Origin of the sequence: Streptomyces sp. KR80 (assembly GCF_052245555.1) — a bacterium.
Taxonomy (GTDB): domain Bacteria; phylum Actinomycetota; class Actinomycetes; order Streptomycetales; family Streptomycetaceae; genus Streptomyces.
On the sequence record NZ_JBQQCD010000040.1, the window covers coordinates 1 to 17,192 of the forward strand.

The following is a 17,192-nucleotide window of genomic DNA, read 5'->3' on the forward strand; positions in this document are numbered from 1 at the left end:
GTGTGGCGGGTGCAGGGTTCGAACCTGCGTAGGCGTAAGCCGACAGATTTACAGACCCCTGGCGATGGACGATTAACAGGCCGCTGACCTGCGGCGAAAGTGATGCTGCGGCGCCCATGCCCCTTCGCCGTCCACGTCTCGTCCAGATCTTGCGCTCAAGTGCCCCATGCGATGGAGCAGAGCTCGCTTACTCCGAGTCATCATCGAAGTGTGACGACCGACACAATGGACCGCAACTGGGCCGTGCAAGAGCTGGACAAGTTCCTAGAACTCACGGCCCTCTATCGCCCGGCCCGCACGCCCAACGTACTGGATTTCTCCGAACAGATGAGCAATCGCGGCTCCCAGGGCGACATCTACGCGTCTGCCCATGTCGTAGAAAAGATTTTCGACAGGGCAATCCCTGGCTGGCGTACGTCCGTGCCCAGCGATAAGAACGAACCCGTCAACCGCTGGTACCAGCACCGAGAAGCAGCACAACGCGCGAAGACGGCGATCCTGCGCGATGCCGAGATCGCCCTGAAGCTGGGCGACGACGCCCCTCGCCTGAGCGCCGGACACCTCCACCCCTGGGTGTGGGATGCTGCACGGTCCCTGTGGCAGAGCGGCCACTACCGAGAGGCCGTCCGCGTCGCCTCCGTAAAGATCAATGCGGAAGCCCAGAACAAGGTCAGCCGGTTGGACATCTCCGAGGTCGATCTGTTCAACCAGGCTTTCTCCGAGAGGCCCCCCGAGCCCGGCAAGCCACGATTGCGCCTCATGCCCGACGACGGGAGCCAGACCTTCAAAAGCATCCACCGCGGTGTACGGGCATTTGCCGAAGGCTGCTACGCAGCGATTCGGAACCCCGCCAGCCACACCATCCAGACCGAGCTGCCCGTCGACCACGCCTTGGAGCAGCTGGCCGCGTTCAGCGTCCTTGCCAGGTGGATCGACGACGCCACGGTGGAGCGGTAACAGTGCTTGGCTTGGGCCTTGGCCGCCCGCACAGACTCCTCAAGGGCCGCCATCAGGTCACGCGACGGAGTGCCTGGCCTCCATTCAGGTGACGCCCCGTGCGTTGGGTCGTTCGCCGCCTGCCGCCGCCGTGACGCTGGTCAGGTGCAGAGTCACCTGTTCGCAGACCGGACGACCGGCACCGCAGTTCAAGGAGTCCCGTTGATCGTTCTCGACACCAATCAGCTCAAGATCGCCACGTTCCCTCACGGCGCGCTCCTGGGCATGCTTGTGAAGATTGCGGCTCTCGCTGAACACGACCTGGCGATTCCGAACATGGTGGCCGTCGAGCACGTCGCCCACCATCAGCATGAGGTTGACGAGGCCGTCGATCGTGCCCTCAAGGAGCTCAGAACGCTCAGTAAGGCATTCGACCACGACCTTACTGACAAGGTCAGGCGACTATCCGGTCAAGCGGCAGCCGAGAGGCGACAAGCCGCCTTGGAAGAGAAATTCACCATTCTCTACCCACCCGAGAGGGCCGCTGAGGAGGCGCTGAAGCGGGAAGCGCACCGGCGGCCACCAGCAAAGCAGGACTGGAAGCCTGGGAACGCCCGAGGCGCCAGAGACGTCACAATCTGGCTCACCCTGCTTGAGGCCGCTCGGACAGCAAACGCCGAAGTTTGGTTCCTCTCGCGGGACAACGATTTCGGCAACGAGCAGGACTTCCACCCGCTTCTCCGTCAGGAGGCGGAGCAGACGCTTGGAGTCCACGCAGCCGCGCGGCTTCGGCTTCTCCATGGAGGGATCAATGAACTACTGGGTGAGCTTGCTGAGCAGGTCGATGTGGTTGGAGAGGATCTAGAGGCTCTGCTTCGAGGCGAGATCGTCGCACAGGCCATAAGAAGGCACCTTGAAGGCGTCGAACTTGACCTCTTCTACCGCCTCCTGCCAGAGGCCACTGCCAGCTCCGCCGAAGCGTTCGCCCCTGGAGGAGCCGAGCTGCAGCTCATGGAGGTCCGGCGTAAGGATGCCTACCGTGTCGGGGACCGCATCTGGGTGAGCGCGCAGCTGCGGTGGGAAGTTGAGAAGTCGTACCAACATCTCCAGCCGCTGCGGACTCCTAGTCCAGCGGTGTTTGACTTCACCGCGTGGACATCGAAGGTCACGTCCAGGGTTGAGGCCACGGTTCTTCTGGAGATCCAAGATTCCACTACCCCAGTCTCGGCGGAGGTCACGGCCATGGGGCCCTTTGAGCGCATCGCGGTCTCTGAGGAAATGGACATGTCTTAGTTCAGAGAAGAATTCGTCACCGGAACTTGGCACCTGCGGAGATCACTCTGAAAGCCAAGTCGGGCCGGGGTGTCGCCGTCGTCATTGGTCGTCGTTGGTCACCCCCGGCCCCCCTCGGACGGCCCCCAGACGGCCCCCGATGTGACGCGACTCGCTGCGGTTCCAGCGAATCAACCACAATCGGGCCCTGCCTCTAGCGAGGCAGGGCCCGGCGGCTTTCAAGGCAGGTCACTTCACTCAGGTCCATGCCCCTTGACCTGCGGCGGGGCGGGTCGTTCTTGTCGGCCCCGGCTCGGCCAGAGGTTGGCCACGCCCCTTGTCCGGCAGCAGGGATAGCCGCCGACGTGTGATCACCGGCATGGCTTCGGTAGCCGGAACCCGGACAGCGGCGGTCTCCCGCATGCGAGTCAGAGTGCTGTGGGACAGCATATTGCCATGGTTACTCGACGTCGACGCTACGCCGGAATCGCGCACTTCCCCGAGGCCCTGTCGGTGGGGTCGGATGCACTTGGACTCACGGAAGAAGTAAAGATTGGGCAGCATAAAGTCCGTCTCACGCTTCCCGTATTCGATCCTGATTCTGAAAAGCTCGCCGGGCCGCCGGATGAGCGATTGCTGCCCGACTCGGTAGAAAGCGCCTTTTCTGATGCGTGGGGATACCAATCAGGTGGTGATCTTTACCGTGTTGGCGCCGCAAGGTCTTCAATATTGCTGGTGCCTGCGAGTAATATGGCAACCTCAGATGAACTTAGGCGACTCGGTGAGTCATTCTTCCGCTGGTTCGACATTGTTTTTCACTGGGCAACGGCGTGGAGCGGCGAACTAGTACGTCAGGTCGGACCGAAGCACAGTAGTGCCTTCAATGTGATCACTGACGGCGCAAACATTGTAGGAAGCGGTGTGAGTCTGGGCGGCGTCTACCTAGTGGGCGTACCACTCACTCGTGATCAAGTGGTTGGTGCCTTCCGGCGGGCTTCGCGTGGGGAGCATCTTCCTCCGGAGCATCGCCTGCTCCTCGACGCACAGGCTGCCAGAATGGATGGTGATTTCCGCCGGGCGGTAATCGACTCTGCGACGGCTGCTGAGGTGGCAATCGCCTCGGCCATCTCCGATCACCTGAGGTCCAAAAAGCTCACCGATGCCTTTATTGAAAACTTGATTAAAAGGGCGGGTGGAATTATTGGGCTGGTCGATCTGTATGTGGGTTTGGGGCATGCTCTAGGCGTCTCAAAGAACAAATTGATGCCGGAGTTGTCGGAGGTCCGCAACAATGCTGCGCATCGTGGGTGGATCCCAACCGACGACATAGCGAAGACCGCACATAGGCATGCGCGCACCGTGGTCGGAAGTGCGAAGCCTCTACCTGCGAGCTGACCGAAACGAGCTGTCCGGCATGGGCCCCCTAACTAGGCATCCTCAGCAGAGAGCACCTTCAGGTGCTCTGCGAAGTCCTCGACGAGGCTCGCCAGCACTGCCTTGCCCTTCTCTGCCGTGGCGTACGAGGGGAAGCCGATGACGCCGCTCTCGGTGTAGCCGGTCATCCCGAGCGTCAGCAGGAACCGGCGCTCTCCCCCGTCGTGGTCGGCGTTCTGGTACCCGGGCCGCACAAGGTCTGGCTCGGCATGGAGCAGGATCGACGTTTCGACCTCTCCCGCGTGCATGTCGCTGTGCGCGTCGGAGATCATTTCCGCCCGCTCTCGCGCCCGGTGCCATTCGGGGCTCAGGGGGAAGAGCGTCATGCAGGGCCCGGACACGTTGGCCTCTTGCACGATGTTCGACAGCACATAGTTGCCACCGTGCCCGTTGATGATCACAAGCCTGTGGATGCCGGAGCGTTCCAAAGAGCCCCTGATGTCGTCCACCATCGCGTAGAGCGTCTTGGCGCTGATGCTGACCGAGCCGGGCCACGTACCGTGCTCGTGGCTGCACGACATCGTGATGGGTGGCAGGCACAGTACGGGGTATGCCGCCGCGACCTCCCGGGCGATGATGGCCGCGATAGCGGTGTCTGTGATGAGTGGCAGGTATGCCCCGTGCTGCTCGAACGATCCCACGGGCAGGATGGCGACTCGCGGAGACTGTTCCTGTACGTCAGTGGTCGTGATCGTCGGCAGCAGGTTCACAAGGCTCCCTCGGCTCGGTTACGTGTCGGCCCTCTTCATTCTGTCCAGCACGACGTTCAGCTCTGAAATTTCCACCAACTTGCGCCAAGGGGCAAGACGCGGTTGCAGCCGCAGTAGCTCGTTGCGGATGCGAGCAGAGCCCGTGCTCTCTGCGATGGTGACGGCCTCGGCTGCTGCCTCGTACGACCCTTCGATGTCTTCGAGGATCGCGTTCGCCGTAGCCAATCGCGCGAGGCAGAGTCCCCGGTCGCGCTGCTGCACTGCCGGCCAGTGCTCCAGACTCGCACGGTAGGTCTCGACGGCTCGCTCTGGCCGTTCAAGTCGTACGTCGCACGTCGCGCCCTCCATCTCGACATACGCCACGGTGCAGTACGGCGCGAGAGGGTCCGTGTCGCTTCCTGCGTCGGCGGCAGCCATGGCTTCGTCGACCGCACGGGCAGTCTCGACCTGTTCGCCGAGTCCAGCCTTGCTATTCGCCAGTTGTCGCAGGACGACCGCCTGCACCCTCGGTGAAAGGTCACCCGCGTGCCGGAGAGCCGCGTTGGCCAGACCCGCGCCATGCCCGGCTTGCCCTGACTCGGTCGCGATGTTGCTGCGCCGCTGAAGCACGTACGCCACGAGCGCCGGGTCGTCCAGCTCTTGAGCGAAGTCCTGGGCCTGGCCCGTCCAGCGCATCGCTAGGTGATCGTTGCCAGTGTCCTGGTAGAGCCACCCTAAGAATTCGCAGTACCGGGCTCCGACTCGAAGCACCTCTTGCCGCAACGGTCCATGCGTGTCGTTGCACAGCTGCTCAATGAGGCCCATCTGACTCTGCACCGGCGGAACGAGGAACTGAGGGCCCACCATGGGTTCCGCCTGCATGTGCTGGCCGAGGACGGACATGAGGTAGGCCAGCATTTCCGGGTTCGCTGGGACGGGGAGCTTCCGGCGCTGGGCAGGAACGGGGAGCGGGGCCGGAGCCTCAGGCGCCGCATCCGAAGCAAAGCCGAGGTCGGCGTCCGTCATCTGGTACGCCTCGCGGTAAAGCACACGGTGCTGGTGGCCGACGGCACGACGTCCGTTCTCATGCATGGAGACCAATGTCTTCAAGCTGGCCCGCGATGGCGCATCAACGCCGATCCGATCAGCAGCGTCCAGTAAGGCGTCGATCAATTCGGCCTGCGTCCAGTCGAGTCGAGCTCGTACCTCGCGCAGCTTCGCCTTCATCGCATGCCCCCACGTGGACGCCGCCTGACGTCCTTTCATGATGACGCCAAAACCGCTGCCACGTGGGGAGTTAACAGGTAACGGCGCTGGGCGTTAACCCCTGTCCACTGCGAAGAGCCCTCGATTCAGGCTTACTTGTCGCCAGGCGAGGCGGCAGAGGCTCGGTCCTCCTCCAACCTCGCCACACGGTCCGAGAGCTCTTGGAGCTGGGAGGTGACATGCGTCAGCTCAGTCTGAAGATCGCGAATGCTCGCAGCAGCCTGTTGCGCGGTGGGCTCACCCTTTGCGGGGTCGATCACGTACGTGCCGCTCCCTTGGCGACCAATGACCAGCCCATCCTCGGCGAGCTGTCTGTACGCGTGCTGCACGGTCATGAGCGCTACGCCGAGCTTCTTGGCGTAGCCCTGAGCCCCGGGCAGCCGTGCTCCCGGGCCGTACACGCCGTCGGCGATGTCGTTGCGGAACTTGGCAGCGATCTCCTTGGCGTTGGGCTTCTCGGGCTTCGAGTCCATGGTTAGAGCGTATCTGACCTAGGTCACCTGCCTTCCTGACCGAGAGACTTGACACCAGAAACCAACCTAGGTAACTTCCTCGGCGTCGGGAAGCTACATAGGTTACCTACCTTGTCAGCGCCCGGAAGCAAGGCCCGGAAGTAGCGCTGCGGAGAACTCAACAGCGTGATGAGGCCGCCGCCTCCTCCGATAAGGCGGCCCAGCGTGGCATTAAGGCCACGCCGCCCCGCACGACGAAACCCCTGTATTGCCCAGGCGCCCCTGCCGCTGGTTGGCGGGGGCGGTGGGGAGCGCTGGGCTCCAATCACCGCGTAGAGGAGCAGCACATGTTTGGACGCAAGGCCGACAACAGCCCCGAGGCGCAGGAGTACCAGGCCGCGAAGCGCGCCCTGGACAACGACCCGGTCAACACCGGGCGCCTCGGCTCTGTCGACATCGACTCACCCGCAGGTCGCGCCAACCTCGCCAAGCAGGAGCGCCTCAACCGCGCCGAGCGGGCCTACAAGAAGCGCCACTGACGGTTGCCCGATCCGCCCGTCTCGCACGGGCGGTGAGGGGAGCCGGGACAGCCCGGCCCGATCAGGCACATGAAGCGGGGCGCGCCCTCCCGCGTGGCAGCTGTCGGGCGCGCCCCTTGAAGCCCCCTGAAGGGAGCCGTTCAAGGTGAGCACACAGCCCAGCCCGCAGGCAAGCAACCTGCACAAGCAAGCCGCTGAGGACTACCGGCAGCACCACAGCCCCCAGACCCAGGCAGCCGCCCGTGAGCAGTCCGGGCAGGCCCGCACCAACGGCAACGCAGCCGCCGGAGCCTGGGGCGGACGCAAGTAGTCACCCTCTGGCCCACCCGGGGCGGTCGCCTCTCGCCAAAGACCGCGACCGCCCCGGGTCTCCGTCCCTTCGATTTCTGGAGAGATCCATGCGTAGCTACATCGGCACCCAGGAGGTGCTGGACGCTGTGGAGTTCGAGGAACTTGCCCTCGGCTTCGATGACCTGCCCGCCGGTATCGACCGCGACCTGTTCCGCGGCCCGCTCGATCCCGAGGCCCCGGAGGAGCGGGCGGCTCGGGAGGACGTGGCCCGCGAGGCGCTTGCCGAGCTGCGTGAGCGCGGTGCGGGTGGCGACGAGGTCGCCGCGTGGGACGCGCTCTACGCCGAAGCACTCACCCGGACGGTGCCGTTCCTGCGGGCCGCTGCCCGCACTGGCCGTTCCGCCAGGACGGGGGAAGCGGCATGAGTGAGCTGCTGTTTGCCGCCGCGGCCGGTCTACCGATGGCGGCCGGATGGTCCCTGCACGCGCTGCGCCTGGCCCGCCGTATCGAGACCGCGCGCCGAGACCCGCTGACCGGCCTGTGGACGCGTGAGGCGTTCGAGGAGCGGGCCCACAAGAGCCTCGCCAAGGGGCAGCAGCGCGCCGTCTACGTCTTGGACCTCAACTGGTTCAAGCAGATCAACGACCGGTTCGGGCACGCCGCGGGAGACGCGGTGATCCGCGCGACCGGTCAACGCCTCGCCGCATGGACCGCACAGCACAAGGGCGTTGCCGGACGGCTCGGGGGCGATGAGTTCGCTGCCGTCACCGACGTGCACGGCGACACCGACACTGTCACCGGCAACCTCAGCGCCAAGGTGCTGGACCTGCTCAACCGCCTCGAACAGCCAGTCACCTACGACGGCCACCGCATCGACGTTCACGCCTCGGTCGGCGTGGCCCGCTACTGGCGCGCCCCGGCCGACCTGTCCGCGCTGCTGCGGCTGGCGGATGAGCACATGTACCTGGCCAAGCGGGAGGGCGGGGGCAGCAGCATCGCGCCGCGCTTCCAGACCCGCCCGCAGTCCGCGACGGTCAACGGCCGCCGCGAGGGACGCCCGGGCACCACGACGACCAAGGAGGTGGCGTGATGACCACGCGCAGGCCGCTGACGAAGGTACAGAAGACCGTTTTGGCTGCGGCGTTCGTGCCGATGCTCGCCACCGGTGTTGCCGGTGGGATCGGGACGTTCAGCAACATCAGCCGCGCCTACGGCGAGGGCACCGCGCTGGGAGCCGTGGCCGCTGGTGAGGGAGCCACCGCCGTTCTCGCCCTGGTGCTGCTCGGGCTGACCATGCTGGGGCAGTCCTCCCCGCAGGTTATCCGCCTCGGGCTGTGGGCCCTGCCCGCCGCTGCGTCCGCCATGGCTGCCATGGCCGGGGACGAGCCCGGCCGCACCGTCATCTACGCCGTGACCCCCATGGGCATGTGCGTCTCGGCTGAGGGCATGGCGTTCCTGGCCCGCCGCATAGTCGTCCACCAGGACGGCCGCGACGCCGAAGCCGAAGCCCGCGCGGCGGCCGTCGTGCGGGAGCTGGCCTACCTCCGCGCCGTGGCCGCCAACCACCCCGACAAGAAGGTCCGGGCGAAGTCGGAGCGCACGTCGTGGGAGCTGGCCCGCAAGGTCGGATTGGGGGATCACTCCCTGGGGCTGCGGCTGCTGGACATCCAGCGTGAGCGCGTCACCGGTGGTGCGGATGCCGCGCTGACCGCCATGTTCACCGCCCCTGCGGCCGTCGAAGAGCGCCCGACGGTCGACCAGACCACGACAGCAGTCCCAGAGATCACCATCGGTGACGCAAACCAGGATGAATCTCTTGATTCGACTGCGAATCGGTTGGGGTCTGACCTGGGAAAGTCGGCTCCCGAAGCGACGCTGCCGGTCAGCGAGATGCCCGCCGTGGAGTCGGCCGACTCGGAAGCGGTCGCCCGTCGGCCACGCAGGTCGACCGGTCGAATTCCCAAGTCGGCCCGCACGCCCCGGCCCAACCGCACACCGGACCAACTCCTTGCTGAGGCACGGACGGTGACGGCCGACTGGTTGGATGACGAGTTGAAGGCGGAGCCGATCCGCAAGGCCGTGCGCACGTCGTCGGCGAACGCGCGAATGCTGCGGGACACGCTGCTCCAGGAGCGCCGGGCCCGTGAGGACGTGCCCGAGGCTGAGGCCGCCTGATGTCCCCGACCTTCGGGAAGTGCTACGACCCCACCGGCGTCCGCTACGGCATTCCCACCTACCCCTGGCGGTTCGCCCCCGACGGCTTAGCGACCCGCCGACAGCTGCGGGCCCGCGGCTTACGGCCAGGCGGACAGTCGATAGCGGCCCAGGTCATGCGACAGCGCCGCTATGGCGGTGGGGTTCGCGTCGCCTACCTGTACCGCCTCGACCGGGCCAAGCCGGTCCGGCCGATGACGTCGCGCAAGTGGGGCTCGCTCGCCCTGGCGATGCTCGCGCGCCGCACCTGCCCTGAGTGCCGGCACGACGCCGGATACGTGATTCCGACCTCGCTCGGCATGTGCGTGCCCTGCGCCTACCCCGAAGAACAGCGCGCCGCGTAACCACCAGTTCGGGCCCGGCCGCCCACCTCCTACAGCGTCGGCCGGGCCCTCAACTCCCCTGAAGGAGCAGATCCATCGTGACGGAAACAACCCCGTTCCCGCCCCCGGACGAGCCGGTGAAGCAGGGCGCCGAGGTGGTCGACCTCGACAAGGCGCGGTCGGCCCGTGACGGGTCGGCCGACCCCGCTCCCGCCCCGGTGCCCGACTCCCGTCCGACCGAGTCGCCCGATTCGGATGATGAGGAGTCGGCAGACTCGGTCGTCCGACCGGTGCCGGTCGATCGGCCCGACCTGCCCGCGCCGGGGATCACCACCTACAAGCGGCGACCGATCCTGCCGACGTGGCTCACCTCCAAGCCGGGGTTCGTGGCCACCGTGCAGCGGGCGACCGGCAACGCCTTCTACGCCACGGCCTTTCACGGCATCCGCACCCCCTGGTACGCCTGCCAGCTCACCCTCAACGCGCCGCGCGGCGCAGCTCGCCTGGTGCGTGACACGAACCGGTGGGTGTGGGACGCCGAAGGCGCCCCGTTGCGCGCCTACGAAGTCGAGCACGAGAACACGGCTGAGTACCTGAAGCTGTCGCGCCAGCGTGACGGGCGGGTGCGGCTGCGGGTCCTGGTGACGACCATCGGGCTCGTCTTCGGTGCCGCGTTCGCCCTGGCCATGTACGTGATGGCCCCGGCGTGGCTTGCGGTGCTGGCGTCGGCTGCGGTGCTGGTGGCCGGGTTCTGGGGTGCTCCGCAGGACCAGCCGGTGATCGGTCCGGCGGTGCTGAAGACCGAGGTGCAGAAGCTGACCGGCCCGATCGTGCTGCGGGCGCTGGACAACATCGGCAACGCGAAGCTGTCGGCCGCCATCAAGAAGGGCGGCGACATGAACGGGCTGCGCTTCACCTCCGAGATCACCCGGGACGGCCCCGGCTACCGCGCTGACCTGGACCTTCCCTGGGGCGTGACCCCGGAGGACATCATGGAGGCCCGCAAGCCGCTGGCTTCCGGGCTGCGGCGCAAGGTCGGCTGCGTGTGGCCCGCTGCCGACCCCGAGGAGCACGAAGGGCGCCTGGTGCTGTGGGTGGGTGACAAGCCCATGAACGAGACGAAGAAGCCCGCTTGGCCTCTGCTGAAGTCCGGGCAGGTGGACCTGTTCAAGCCGGTCGTCTTCGGCAACGACCAGCGGATGCGGGACGTGTCCGTGACGCTCATGTTCGCCTCGGTCGTGGTCGGCTCGATCCCGCGCATGGGCAAGACGTTCTTGATGCGGCTGTTCCTGCTGATTGCCGCGTTGGACCCGCGTGCGGAGCTGTACGCGTTCGACTTCAAGGGCACCGGTGACTTCGGCGCCCTGGAGCCGGTCTGCCACCGGTACCGGGCCGGGGACGAGGATGAGGACATCCTCTACGTCCTCGAATCGCTGCGGGAGCTGCGCGCCGAGCTGCGCAGGCGGGCGAAGGTCATCAAGTCCCTGCCGCGTTCACGCTGCCCGGAGTCGAAAGTGACGCCGGAGCTGGCCAACGACAAGTCGCTGCGGCTGCACCCGATCGTCGCCGGGTTCGATGAGTGCCAGGTTCCCTTCGAGCACGAGAAGTACGGCGCGGAGATCGAAGAGATCTGCACCGACCTGGGCAAACGCGGTCCCGCGCTGGGGATCGTGGCTCTGTTCGGCACCCAGCGCCCGGACGCCAAGTCGCTGCCCACCGGCATCAGCGCGAACGCTGTGCTGCGGTTCTGCCTGAAGGTCATGGGCCAGCCTGCCAACGACATGGTGCTCGGTACGTCGATGTACAAGGCGGGGTACCGGGCCACGATGTTCTCCCGCACCGACCGCGGGATTTGCTGGATGGCCGGTGAGGGCGATGACCCGCGCATCGTGGCTTCAGCGTTCGTGGACGCGGTTGGCGCCGAGCAGGTCGTGGCCCGGGCGCGGAAGATGCGCGAGGAGTACGGCAACGTCACCGGCCACGCCATCGGCGAGACGCCGGAAAGCGGCGAGCCAGCCTTCGACCTGCTGGCCGACATCCTCAAGGTCGTGGCCGCGGACGAAGAGAAGGTGTGGAACGAGAAGGTCGCCGCACGCCTGGCCACGCTGCGGCCGGAGGTCTACGGCGGCTGGAAGGCCGAGACCGTCACCACGAACCTGCGCCCGCACGGCATCACCGCCCAGGACGTCTGGGGCACCACCGACAAGGGCAAGGGCACCACCCGCCGCGGCATCGCCCGCGCCGACATCACCACGGCTATCACTGAGCGTGACGGAAAGCGGTCCGCGAACTGACCGCGCACCGGTGCTAGGTCTAGCAGCCACCGCTGCTAGACCTAGCACCCCCACTAGCAGCCCATACCGGCTCTGATCAGCAACCTCGCGTCTAGCACCCGACCTGCGAGAACGCCGGTAATCCCGCCTGGAAGGCACCCCGTGACCCTAGTTCTCCTTGCTAGCGCCTGCCTGCTCGCCGTCACTCTCGGTTACGCGAGTCTGTGTGCGGCGAGCCCGTACGGCGACTGCCGCAAGTGCCGCGGCTTCGGCTTCGCGATGAAGACCGACCGCAAGGGCCGCATGAAGCGCGGCAAGCACTGCCGCCGCTGCGACGGCCACGGCAAGCGCATACGCGTCGGACGCCACCTCTACAACCTCTGGCTGCACGTCTACCGCGATGGCACCGACACCACCGCCAAGAAGCCCGCCTCAAAGCCCGTCTGGAAGGGATAGCCCATGGCCATCACCGTCTCGCTCGTCGTCCTGTTCGGACTCGTCCTGTTCTTCCTGCTCCGCTCCAAGACCCTCGGCTACGGCTCCGCGTTCGTCGCCATGATGTTCGGCTTCTACCTCGCCTCCACCGGCGCCTCCGAGCCGATGAACGAACTCACCACCGCCGTCGTCAACGCCATCGGCGACCTGTAGAGGAGCCCGTGATGAACGAACCGATCGTCGCCCGGCACTGGCTCGCCATCGCCGCACCCAAGGCCGCGCCCGCGCTGGCCACCTCCACCGTGCTCGTCCTCGCCCGGATCTGGAACGCCAACGGCGCCGAACACTCCGTCGGCAACGCCGCACTGATGACCGTGCTGGCCACCGGAGCGGCAGCAGCGGGCGCCTTCGCCTCCGCAGGACGCGCCGGGGACAGCGTGATTGCCGGGACCGCGTTCGCAGCCTCCGGTGGCCTCGCCCTCGCCGGGGTCGCCGCATACGCCGACGGCCTATCCCTGCCGCTGCTGCTGTGGGCGCTGGCCACCGCCATCGCCTACGGACTCGCGACCCGCTACTGGCGCACCGACCGCCGCGACCGTGTGGCGTACGAGCGGCAGGCGAGCGAGCGACGCGAAGAACACGCCCACATCGAACGCGTGGAAACCATCCGCGGCCGAACCCAGATCGAAGTCGCACGCGAGGGCGCCGCCTACGCCGAAGCCCTCGCCCAGGCCATCACCGCCCGCGCTGCCCTCCCCGGCTTCGACCCGGCCGCCCTCACGCAGGCCGGACTCCCCGAACTCCCCAACCCCGCCCCCAAGCACTGAATCCGAACGGAGACAACCGCCGTGAATACCAGCACCAACACCCACCGGCCCACCCTCTACTCACAGGTCGACGGCCGCCCCGGCCTCGGAGGGCCGGTCTCCCTGTACGAAGCCCTGACAGCCATCCGCGCGGCCCGCAAAAACCGCAAGGCCGTGGACACCGTGAACGTCTACACCTGCACCGACCGCAACGGGACCGCCCTGCACATCGCCTACATCCACTACGCCCCCGGCTACTGGACCGGCGTCAACGACGTGATCGGCGTCTACGAGATCCCCACCGACGCGCTCGCCGACCTGTAGCTACGCCCGGGGCGGTCGCCTCTCGCCAAAGACCGCGACCGCCCCGGATCTCCGTCCCTTCGAGAGAAACAGGAGGACTTCAGCATGACAGCTGAGCCCTCACGGCCGCAGTACGACAACGTGCGGTCTCTCCACGGCGGGCCGCAGGCCCGGGAGACGATTCCGCCGCAGGATCTCGATGCCGAGCAGTCCGTCCTCGGGGCCATGCTGCTGTCGGCCGCAGCAATCGACGACGTGGCCGCAGTGATGGACCCGGCCGACCACTACCGGCCCGCTCACGAGACCATCCATCGCGCGATCCGTGAGCTGCAAGACCAGGGCCAGCCCGCCGACCCCATCACCCTCGCGCACCACCTCGACAAGCGCGGGCACCTTGCCCGCGTCGGGGGTGCCAGCTACTTGCACACCCTCGTGCAGGCCGTTCCCACCGTCGCGAATGCCGAGTACTACGCGGAGATCGTGCGGGACAAGGCCGAGCGTCGGCTCCTGATCGAGACCGGCACCCGGATCGTGCAGGCCGCTTCCGCCCCGGATGCCGACGCCGATGACATTCGCTCCGCCTTACTCGAAGAGGTCAGCGAGTTCACGGCCAACTCCACCATGGACGAGGAGGATTTAGCCGACACACCGACCGGGCCGCCGAACCCGCTCTATGACCCCCACCCCGGGATCCGCCGCCCGCATCGGCCCGGCCCCACGCCACACCCCGGCGTGTTCTGCGGCTGGGTAGGCGAGACCGTGCGCGAGCTGGACCCCACAACCGAGGCAGATCCCATCGCGGTGCTCGCCAACCTCCTCTCGGCAGCCGGGGCGGCCATCGGCCGCCGCCCGCACCTCATGGTGGGCAACGACCGCCACCCCACCCTGATTTGGGCCCTGACCATCGGCCCCACCTCCACAGGGCGGAAAGGATCGGCCACCTCAACCGCGCGGCGCGTGCTGGCAGAGGCCCTGCCGGACTTCTTCAGTCCCGAACACACCCCGCGCGGCCTGAACTCCGGCGAAGGGCTCATCGAATACGTCAAGGACGACGACAGCGACGACGCCAAGCCCGCCAGCATCGACAAACGGCTGTGGGTGCTCGAATCGGAGTACGCGGTCACCATGAGCCGCGGGCGACGCGAGGGCAGCAGCCTGCCCGGAGTCCTGCGACAGGCATGGGACGGAGACTCGCTCGGCTCCATGGTCCGCGAATCGCTCAAGGCAACCAACCCGCACATCGCGATCCTCGGGCACATCACCCCCGATGAGTTCCGGGCCAAGATGCAGGACTCGGAGATGGCAGGCGGCACGTACAACCGCTTCCTGCCGATCTTCTGCCACCGCAACCTGATCCTGCCCGGCTCACGCGGGGCCAGTGCAGACCTGGTGTCCACTCTGGCGGCAGGCTGGCGCACCGTCCTCACCGACGCGGCACGCGTCGACGAGGTCAAGTTCAGCCCCGACGCCTGGGCCCTGTACTGCGAGGAGGTGTACCCCGCGCTCAGCGACGACGCCACGGGCGGAGTCATCGCCCAGTTCACCGCCCGCGCCGCCCCGTACGTGCAACGGGTCGCCATGGTCTACGCCCTGTGCGACCACACCAACACCATCGCCGAGCACCACATGCGCGCGGCCTGGCACCTGCTCAACTATGCCCGCGCCTCCGCCATCCACCTGCTCGGCAACATCACAGGCAACCTGAAGGTGAACAAGCTCGCCGACGCGGTACGAGCGGCCGGTGCGAACGGGCTCACCGCCGACCAGATCCGGCGGCTGTTCAAGAACACCAGCCGCGCCGAGCGTGACCGGCTCGCTGCCGAACTGCTCGACCAGCCCGGCTACGTCCGCAGCCTGCGCCCTACCAAGGGCCGCCCCACCACCGTCATCAGCTACGCGGGCTGAGGGCGGTAAGGGCGAAAAGGTCGGTAAGCCACCTGACCTGCGCAAACAGCGGGGCGAAAAGGGGGGCGAAAAGGGGGTCGGTAAGTCGCGGCCCGCACGCCCGCCGGACTTACCGCCCCACTTACCGCACCCCTTATCGCCCCCTCGAAAGCCCAGGTCAGAGGGCTTATCGACCTTACCGCCCTTACCGCCCCGCCTGAAGCAGCACGGCACGCATCGCCAAGGAGGCACCAACCGTGAGCACGCATGCCCGCAAGCGCCGCACTCCGGCTGACGAGCTTCTGCCGCTGACCGTCGTCCTTGAGGAACTGGGGATCACCCGAGCCTCCTGGTACCGCTGGCGGAATCGCGGCCAGTGCCCCAAGACCCACCGCCTGCCCAACGGTCATCTGCGAGTTCGCCGCAGCGACCTCGACGCCTTTCTCGCTGAAATGGAGGTCGCGTAGTGGAGTGGAGCTACACCGTGCGGGTCTGGGGGATTCGTAAACGCCCGTACCGCAAACCATTCCAGCTCCGCTGGCAAGTTGGCGCACGACCGCACTCCGAGTCGTTCCTGACGTCAGGGCTAGCGGAGAGCAGGCGGGCCCAGTTCATCACCGCGGCCCGAGCGGGTGAGCCGTTCGACGTCGACAGCGGCTTGCCGAAGTCGATGCTCCGGGAGCAGCAAGACGTGTCCTGGTACGCCCACGCGCGTCAGTACATCGAAATGAAGTGGCAGCACGCCCCCGCGTCCACACGCAAGACCCTCGCTGAGGCAATGGCGACGGTGACGGCCGCGCTGGTCAAGGACACCAAGGGCATGGCCGACGTACACACCGTACGGACCGCGCTCTACAGCTGGGCATTCAACGTGCACCGCTGGGAGGAAGAGCACCCGCCCGATGTGAAAGCCGTGCTGGCGTGGTTCGAGCGCAAGTCGCTGTCCGCCTCGGCTCTCGCAGACAGGATGCTCGTACGGAAGGCGCTGGACGCCCTGACTAAGAAGCTGGACGGTGGGACGGCCGCTGCATCGACGATCCGGCGGAAGCGGGCGATCTTTCACAACGCTCTTGTCTACGCCGTAGACGCTGGGCTGCTCACGGACAATCCGCTTCCGCAGATTCGCTGGAAGCTCCCCGAACCTGTGGAGGAGGAGATTGATCCGGAGTGTGTGCCGGACCCGGAGCAGGCTGCGGAGTTGCTGGCCGCAGTCCGCGCACAGGGGCCACGCGGTCGGCGTCTCGTAGCGTTCTTCGGGTGCATGTACTACGCCGCCGCGCGGCCAGCGGAAGTCATCGCACTTCGTCAGAAGGACTGCGACCTTCCCCGCCGGGGCTGGGGGCTGCTACGGCTCCAAGAGACACGCCCGCGGGCCGGGGCAGCATGGACGGATGACGGGGAGGTTCACGACCGCCGGGGCCTGAAGCATCGGTCACGCAAGACCGTGCGCCTGGTGCCGATCCCGCCTGAGCTCGTAGCCATGCTGCGCTGGCACGTCGCCGCGTACGGCGTAGCTCCGGACGGTCGGCTGTTCCGCACACTACGTGGGGGGCTCGTCCAGGAAAGCGGCTACGGGGAGGTCTGGGGGCGGGCCCGGGAGAGGGCGCTCCCACCCGCTGAGCGGGCTTCGCTTCTGGCGAAGCGGCCATACGACCTGCGGCACGCTGCCGTGTCTACGTGGCTCAGCTCAGGGGTAGAGCCGCAGCTCGTCGCGAAGCGGGCCGGGCACAGTGTGGCGGTGCTGTTCCGGGCGTATGCGAAGTTCCTGGGGAACAGCGACGACGCGGCGAACGCCAAGATCTCGGCTCGCCTACAGGAGCGGCGCACTACGCCGGCAGAATGACGGCCACACTCGACCCGTAGCCGCAGGTCAGGGCTGGAAATCCCGTCCACGCCCCGTCCAGAACTACTGGTAGAGAGCGCGAGAGAACGACGCAGAGCGAGACAGTGTGGCTCTGCCCGACCCGTAGTACACCAAGGGCCCCTAGCTGCATAGCAGCAGCTCAGGGGCCCTTCTTGGCGTGTGGCGGGTGCAGGGTTCGAACCTGCGTAGGCGTAAGCCGACAGATTTACAG

Annotated in this window: 20 protein-coding genes; 17 read left to right on the forward strand and 3 right to left on the reverse strand. The window is 66.9% G+C overall.

What is annotated here, in order from left to right:
* Positions 1-210: 210 nt before the first annotated feature.
* From ACTWQI_RS29480 to ACTWQI_RS29490, 3 genes are all read left to right on the forward strand, one after another.
* Complete coding sequence (locus tag ACTWQI_RS29480) at positions 211-957, forward strand: TIGR02391 family protein (RefSeq protein ID WP_443275114.1); 747 nt, start codon at positions 211-213, stop codon at positions 955-957.
* 201 nt (positions 958-1,158) lie between these two features.
* Positions 1,159-2,229: a PIN domain-containing protein gene (locus ACTWQI_RS29485; RefSeq protein ID WP_443275115.1), complete on the forward strand. Its 1,071-nt coding sequence runs from the start codon at positions 1,159-1,161 to the stop codon at positions 2,227-2,229.
* A gap of 435 nt (positions 2,230-2,664) precedes the next feature.
* On the forward strand, positions 2,665-3,603 hold the full coding sequence (locus ACTWQI_RS29490; protein ID WP_443275117.1) for a hypothetical protein: 939 nt from the start codon (positions 2,665-2,667) through the stop codon (positions 3,601-3,603).
* Positions 3,604-3,635: 32 nt separating this feature from the next.
* Here ACTWQI_RS29490 and ACTWQI_RS29495 read toward each other — a convergent pair whose 3' ends face one another.
* The 3 genes from ACTWQI_RS29495 to ACTWQI_RS29505 form a co-directional block, all read right to left on the reverse strand.
* On the reverse strand, positions 3,636-4,352 hold the full coding sequence (locus tag ACTWQI_RS29495) for a creatininase family protein (protein ID WP_443275118.1): 717 nt from the start codon (positions 4,350-4,352) through the stop codon (positions 3,636-3,638).
* Positions 4,353-4,370: 18 nt separating this feature from the next.
* Positions 4,371-5,558 carry a hypothetical protein gene (locus tag ACTWQI_RS29500; RefSeq protein WP_443275120.1) on the reverse strand — a complete coding sequence of 396 codons (1,188 nt, stop codon included), beginning with the start codon at positions 5,556-5,558 and terminating at the stop codon, positions 4,371-4,373.
* Between the two features lie 131 nt (positions 5,559-5,689).
* Positions 5,690-6,070: a GntR family transcriptional regulator gene (locus ACTWQI_RS29505; RefSeq protein ID WP_443275122.1), complete on the reverse strand. Its 381-nt coding sequence runs from the start codon at positions 6,068-6,070 to the stop codon at positions 5,690-5,692.
* A 326-nt stretch (positions 6,071-6,396) separates the two neighbouring features.
* Here ACTWQI_RS29505 and ACTWQI_RS29510 point away from each other — a divergent pair, with 326 nt between their 5' ends.
* From ACTWQI_RS29510 to ACTWQI_RS29575, 14 genes are all read left to right on the forward strand, one after another.
* Positions 6,397-6,588, forward strand: coding sequence for a hypothetical protein (locus tag ACTWQI_RS29510; RefSeq protein ID WP_443275124.1), 192 nt, complete (start codon positions 6,397-6,399; stop codon positions 6,586-6,588).
* A gap of 145 nt (positions 6,589-6,733) precedes the next feature.
* Positions 6,734-6,898, forward strand: a complete 165-nt coding sequence (locus tag ACTWQI_RS29515; RefSeq protein ID WP_443275126.1) for a hypothetical protein — start codon at positions 6,734-6,736, stop codon at positions 6,896-6,898.
* A gap of 88 nt (positions 6,899-6,986) precedes the next feature.
* Entirely contained in the window at positions 6,987-7,304 is a 318-nt protein-coding gene (locus ACTWQI_RS29520) for a hypothetical protein (RefSeq protein WP_443275128.1), read from the forward strand.
* On the forward strand, positions 7,301-7,969 hold the full coding sequence (locus ACTWQI_RS29525) for a GGDEF domain-containing protein (RefSeq protein ID WP_443275130.1): 669 nt from the start codon (positions 7,301-7,303) through the stop codon (positions 7,967-7,969). Before ACTWQI_RS29520 ends, ACTWQI_RS29525 begins: the two co-directional genes overlap by 4 nt.
* Entirely contained in the window at positions 7,969-9,054 is a 1,086-nt protein-coding gene (locus ACTWQI_RS29530) for a conjugal transfer protein (RefSeq protein WP_443275132.1), read from the forward strand. Before ACTWQI_RS29525 ends, ACTWQI_RS29530 begins: the two co-directional genes overlap by 1 nt.
* Positions 9,054-9,437, forward strand: a complete 384-nt coding sequence (locus tag ACTWQI_RS29535) for an RRQRL motif-containing zinc-binding protein (RefSeq protein WP_443275133.1) — start codon at positions 9,054-9,056, stop codon at positions 9,435-9,437. Before ACTWQI_RS29530 ends, ACTWQI_RS29535 begins: the two co-directional genes overlap by 1 nt.
* A gap of 197 nt (positions 9,438-9,634) precedes the next feature.
* A complete protein-coding gene (locus ACTWQI_RS29540; RefSeq protein WP_443275147.1) occupies positions 9,635-11,710 on the forward strand; it encodes a cell division protein FtsK in 2,076 nt (691 codons plus the stop codon).
* Positions 11,711-11,851: 141 nt separating this feature from the next.
* On the forward strand, positions 11,852-12,145 hold the full coding sequence (locus tag ACTWQI_RS29545) for a hypothetical protein (RefSeq protein ID WP_443275134.1): 294 nt from the start codon (positions 11,852-11,854) through the stop codon (positions 12,143-12,145).
* Positions 12,146-12,148: 3 nt separating this feature from the next.
* Entirely contained in the window at positions 12,149-12,337 is a 189-nt protein-coding gene (locus ACTWQI_RS29550; protein ID WP_443275136.1) for a hypothetical protein, read from the forward strand.
* Between the two features lie 11 nt (positions 12,338-12,348).
* Entirely contained in the window at positions 12,349-12,951 is a 603-nt protein-coding gene (locus ACTWQI_RS29555; protein WP_443275138.1) for a hypothetical protein, read from the forward strand.
* Positions 12,952-12,972: 21 nt separating this feature from the next.
* Entirely contained in the window at positions 12,973-13,254 is a 282-nt protein-coding gene (locus ACTWQI_RS29560) for a hypothetical protein (protein ID WP_443275139.1), read from the forward strand.
* Positions 13,255-13,338: 84 nt separating this feature from the next.
* Positions 13,339-15,138: a DnaB-like helicase N-terminal domain-containing protein gene (locus tag ACTWQI_RS29565; RefSeq protein ID WP_443275141.1), complete on the forward strand. Its 1,800-nt coding sequence runs from the start codon at positions 13,339-13,341 to the stop codon at positions 15,136-15,138.
* Between the two features lie 236 nt (positions 15,139-15,374).
* A complete protein-coding gene (locus ACTWQI_RS29570; RefSeq protein ID WP_443275143.1) occupies positions 15,375-15,584 on the forward strand; it encodes a helix-turn-helix transcriptional regulator in 210 nt (69 codons plus the stop codon).
* Positions 15,584-16,960, forward strand: coding sequence for a tyrosine-type recombinase/integrase (locus ACTWQI_RS29575; protein WP_443275145.1), 1,377 nt, complete (start codon positions 15,584-15,586; stop codon positions 16,958-16,960). Before ACTWQI_RS29570 ends, ACTWQI_RS29575 begins: the two co-directional genes overlap by 1 nt.
* Positions 16,961-17,192 lie beyond the last annotated feature (232 nt).

Coding starts and splice junctions, on each gene's coding strand:
- ACTWQI_RS29550 (WP_443275136.1), top strand. CDS start 12,149: ATGGCCATCACCGTCTCGCTCGTCGTCCTGTTCGGACTCGTCCTGTTC.
- ACTWQI_RS29565 (WP_443275141.1), top strand. CDS start 13,339: ATGACAGCTGAGCCCTCACGGCCGCAGTACGACAACGTGCGGTCTCTC.
- ACTWQI_RS29490 (WP_443275117.1), top strand. CDS start 2,665: ATGGTTACTCGACGTCGACGCTACGCCGGAATCGCGCACTTCCCCGAG.
- ACTWQI_RS29510 (WP_443275124.1), top strand. CDS start 6,397: ATGTTTGGACGCAAGGCCGACAACAGCCCCGAGGCGCAGGAGTACCAG.
- ACTWQI_RS29555 (WP_443275138.1), top strand. CDS start 12,349: ATGAACGAACCGATCGTCGCCCGGCACTGGCTCGCCATCGCCGCACCC.
- ACTWQI_RS29505 (WP_443275122.1), bottom strand. CDS start 6,070: ATGGACTCGAAGCCCGAGAAGCCCAACGCCAAGGAGATCGCTGCCAAG.
- ACTWQI_RS29500 (WP_443275120.1), bottom strand. CDS start 5,558: ATGAAGGCGAAGCTGCGCGAGGTACGAGCTCGACTCGACTGGACGCAG.
- ACTWQI_RS29520 (WP_443275128.1), top strand. CDS start 6,987: ATGCGTAGCTACATCGGCACCCAGGAGGTGCTGGACGCTGTGGAGTTC.
- ACTWQI_RS29525 (WP_443275130.1), top strand. CDS start 7,301: ATGAGTGAGCTGCTGTTTGCCGCCGCGGCCGGTCTACCGATGGCGGCC.
- ACTWQI_RS29535 (WP_443275133.1), top strand. CDS start 9,054: ATGTCCCCGACCTTCGGGAAGTGCTACGACCCCACCGGCGTCCGCTAC.
- ACTWQI_RS29530 (WP_443275132.1), top strand. CDS start 7,969: ATGACCACGCGCAGGCCGCTGACGAAGGTACAGAAGACCGTTTTGGCT.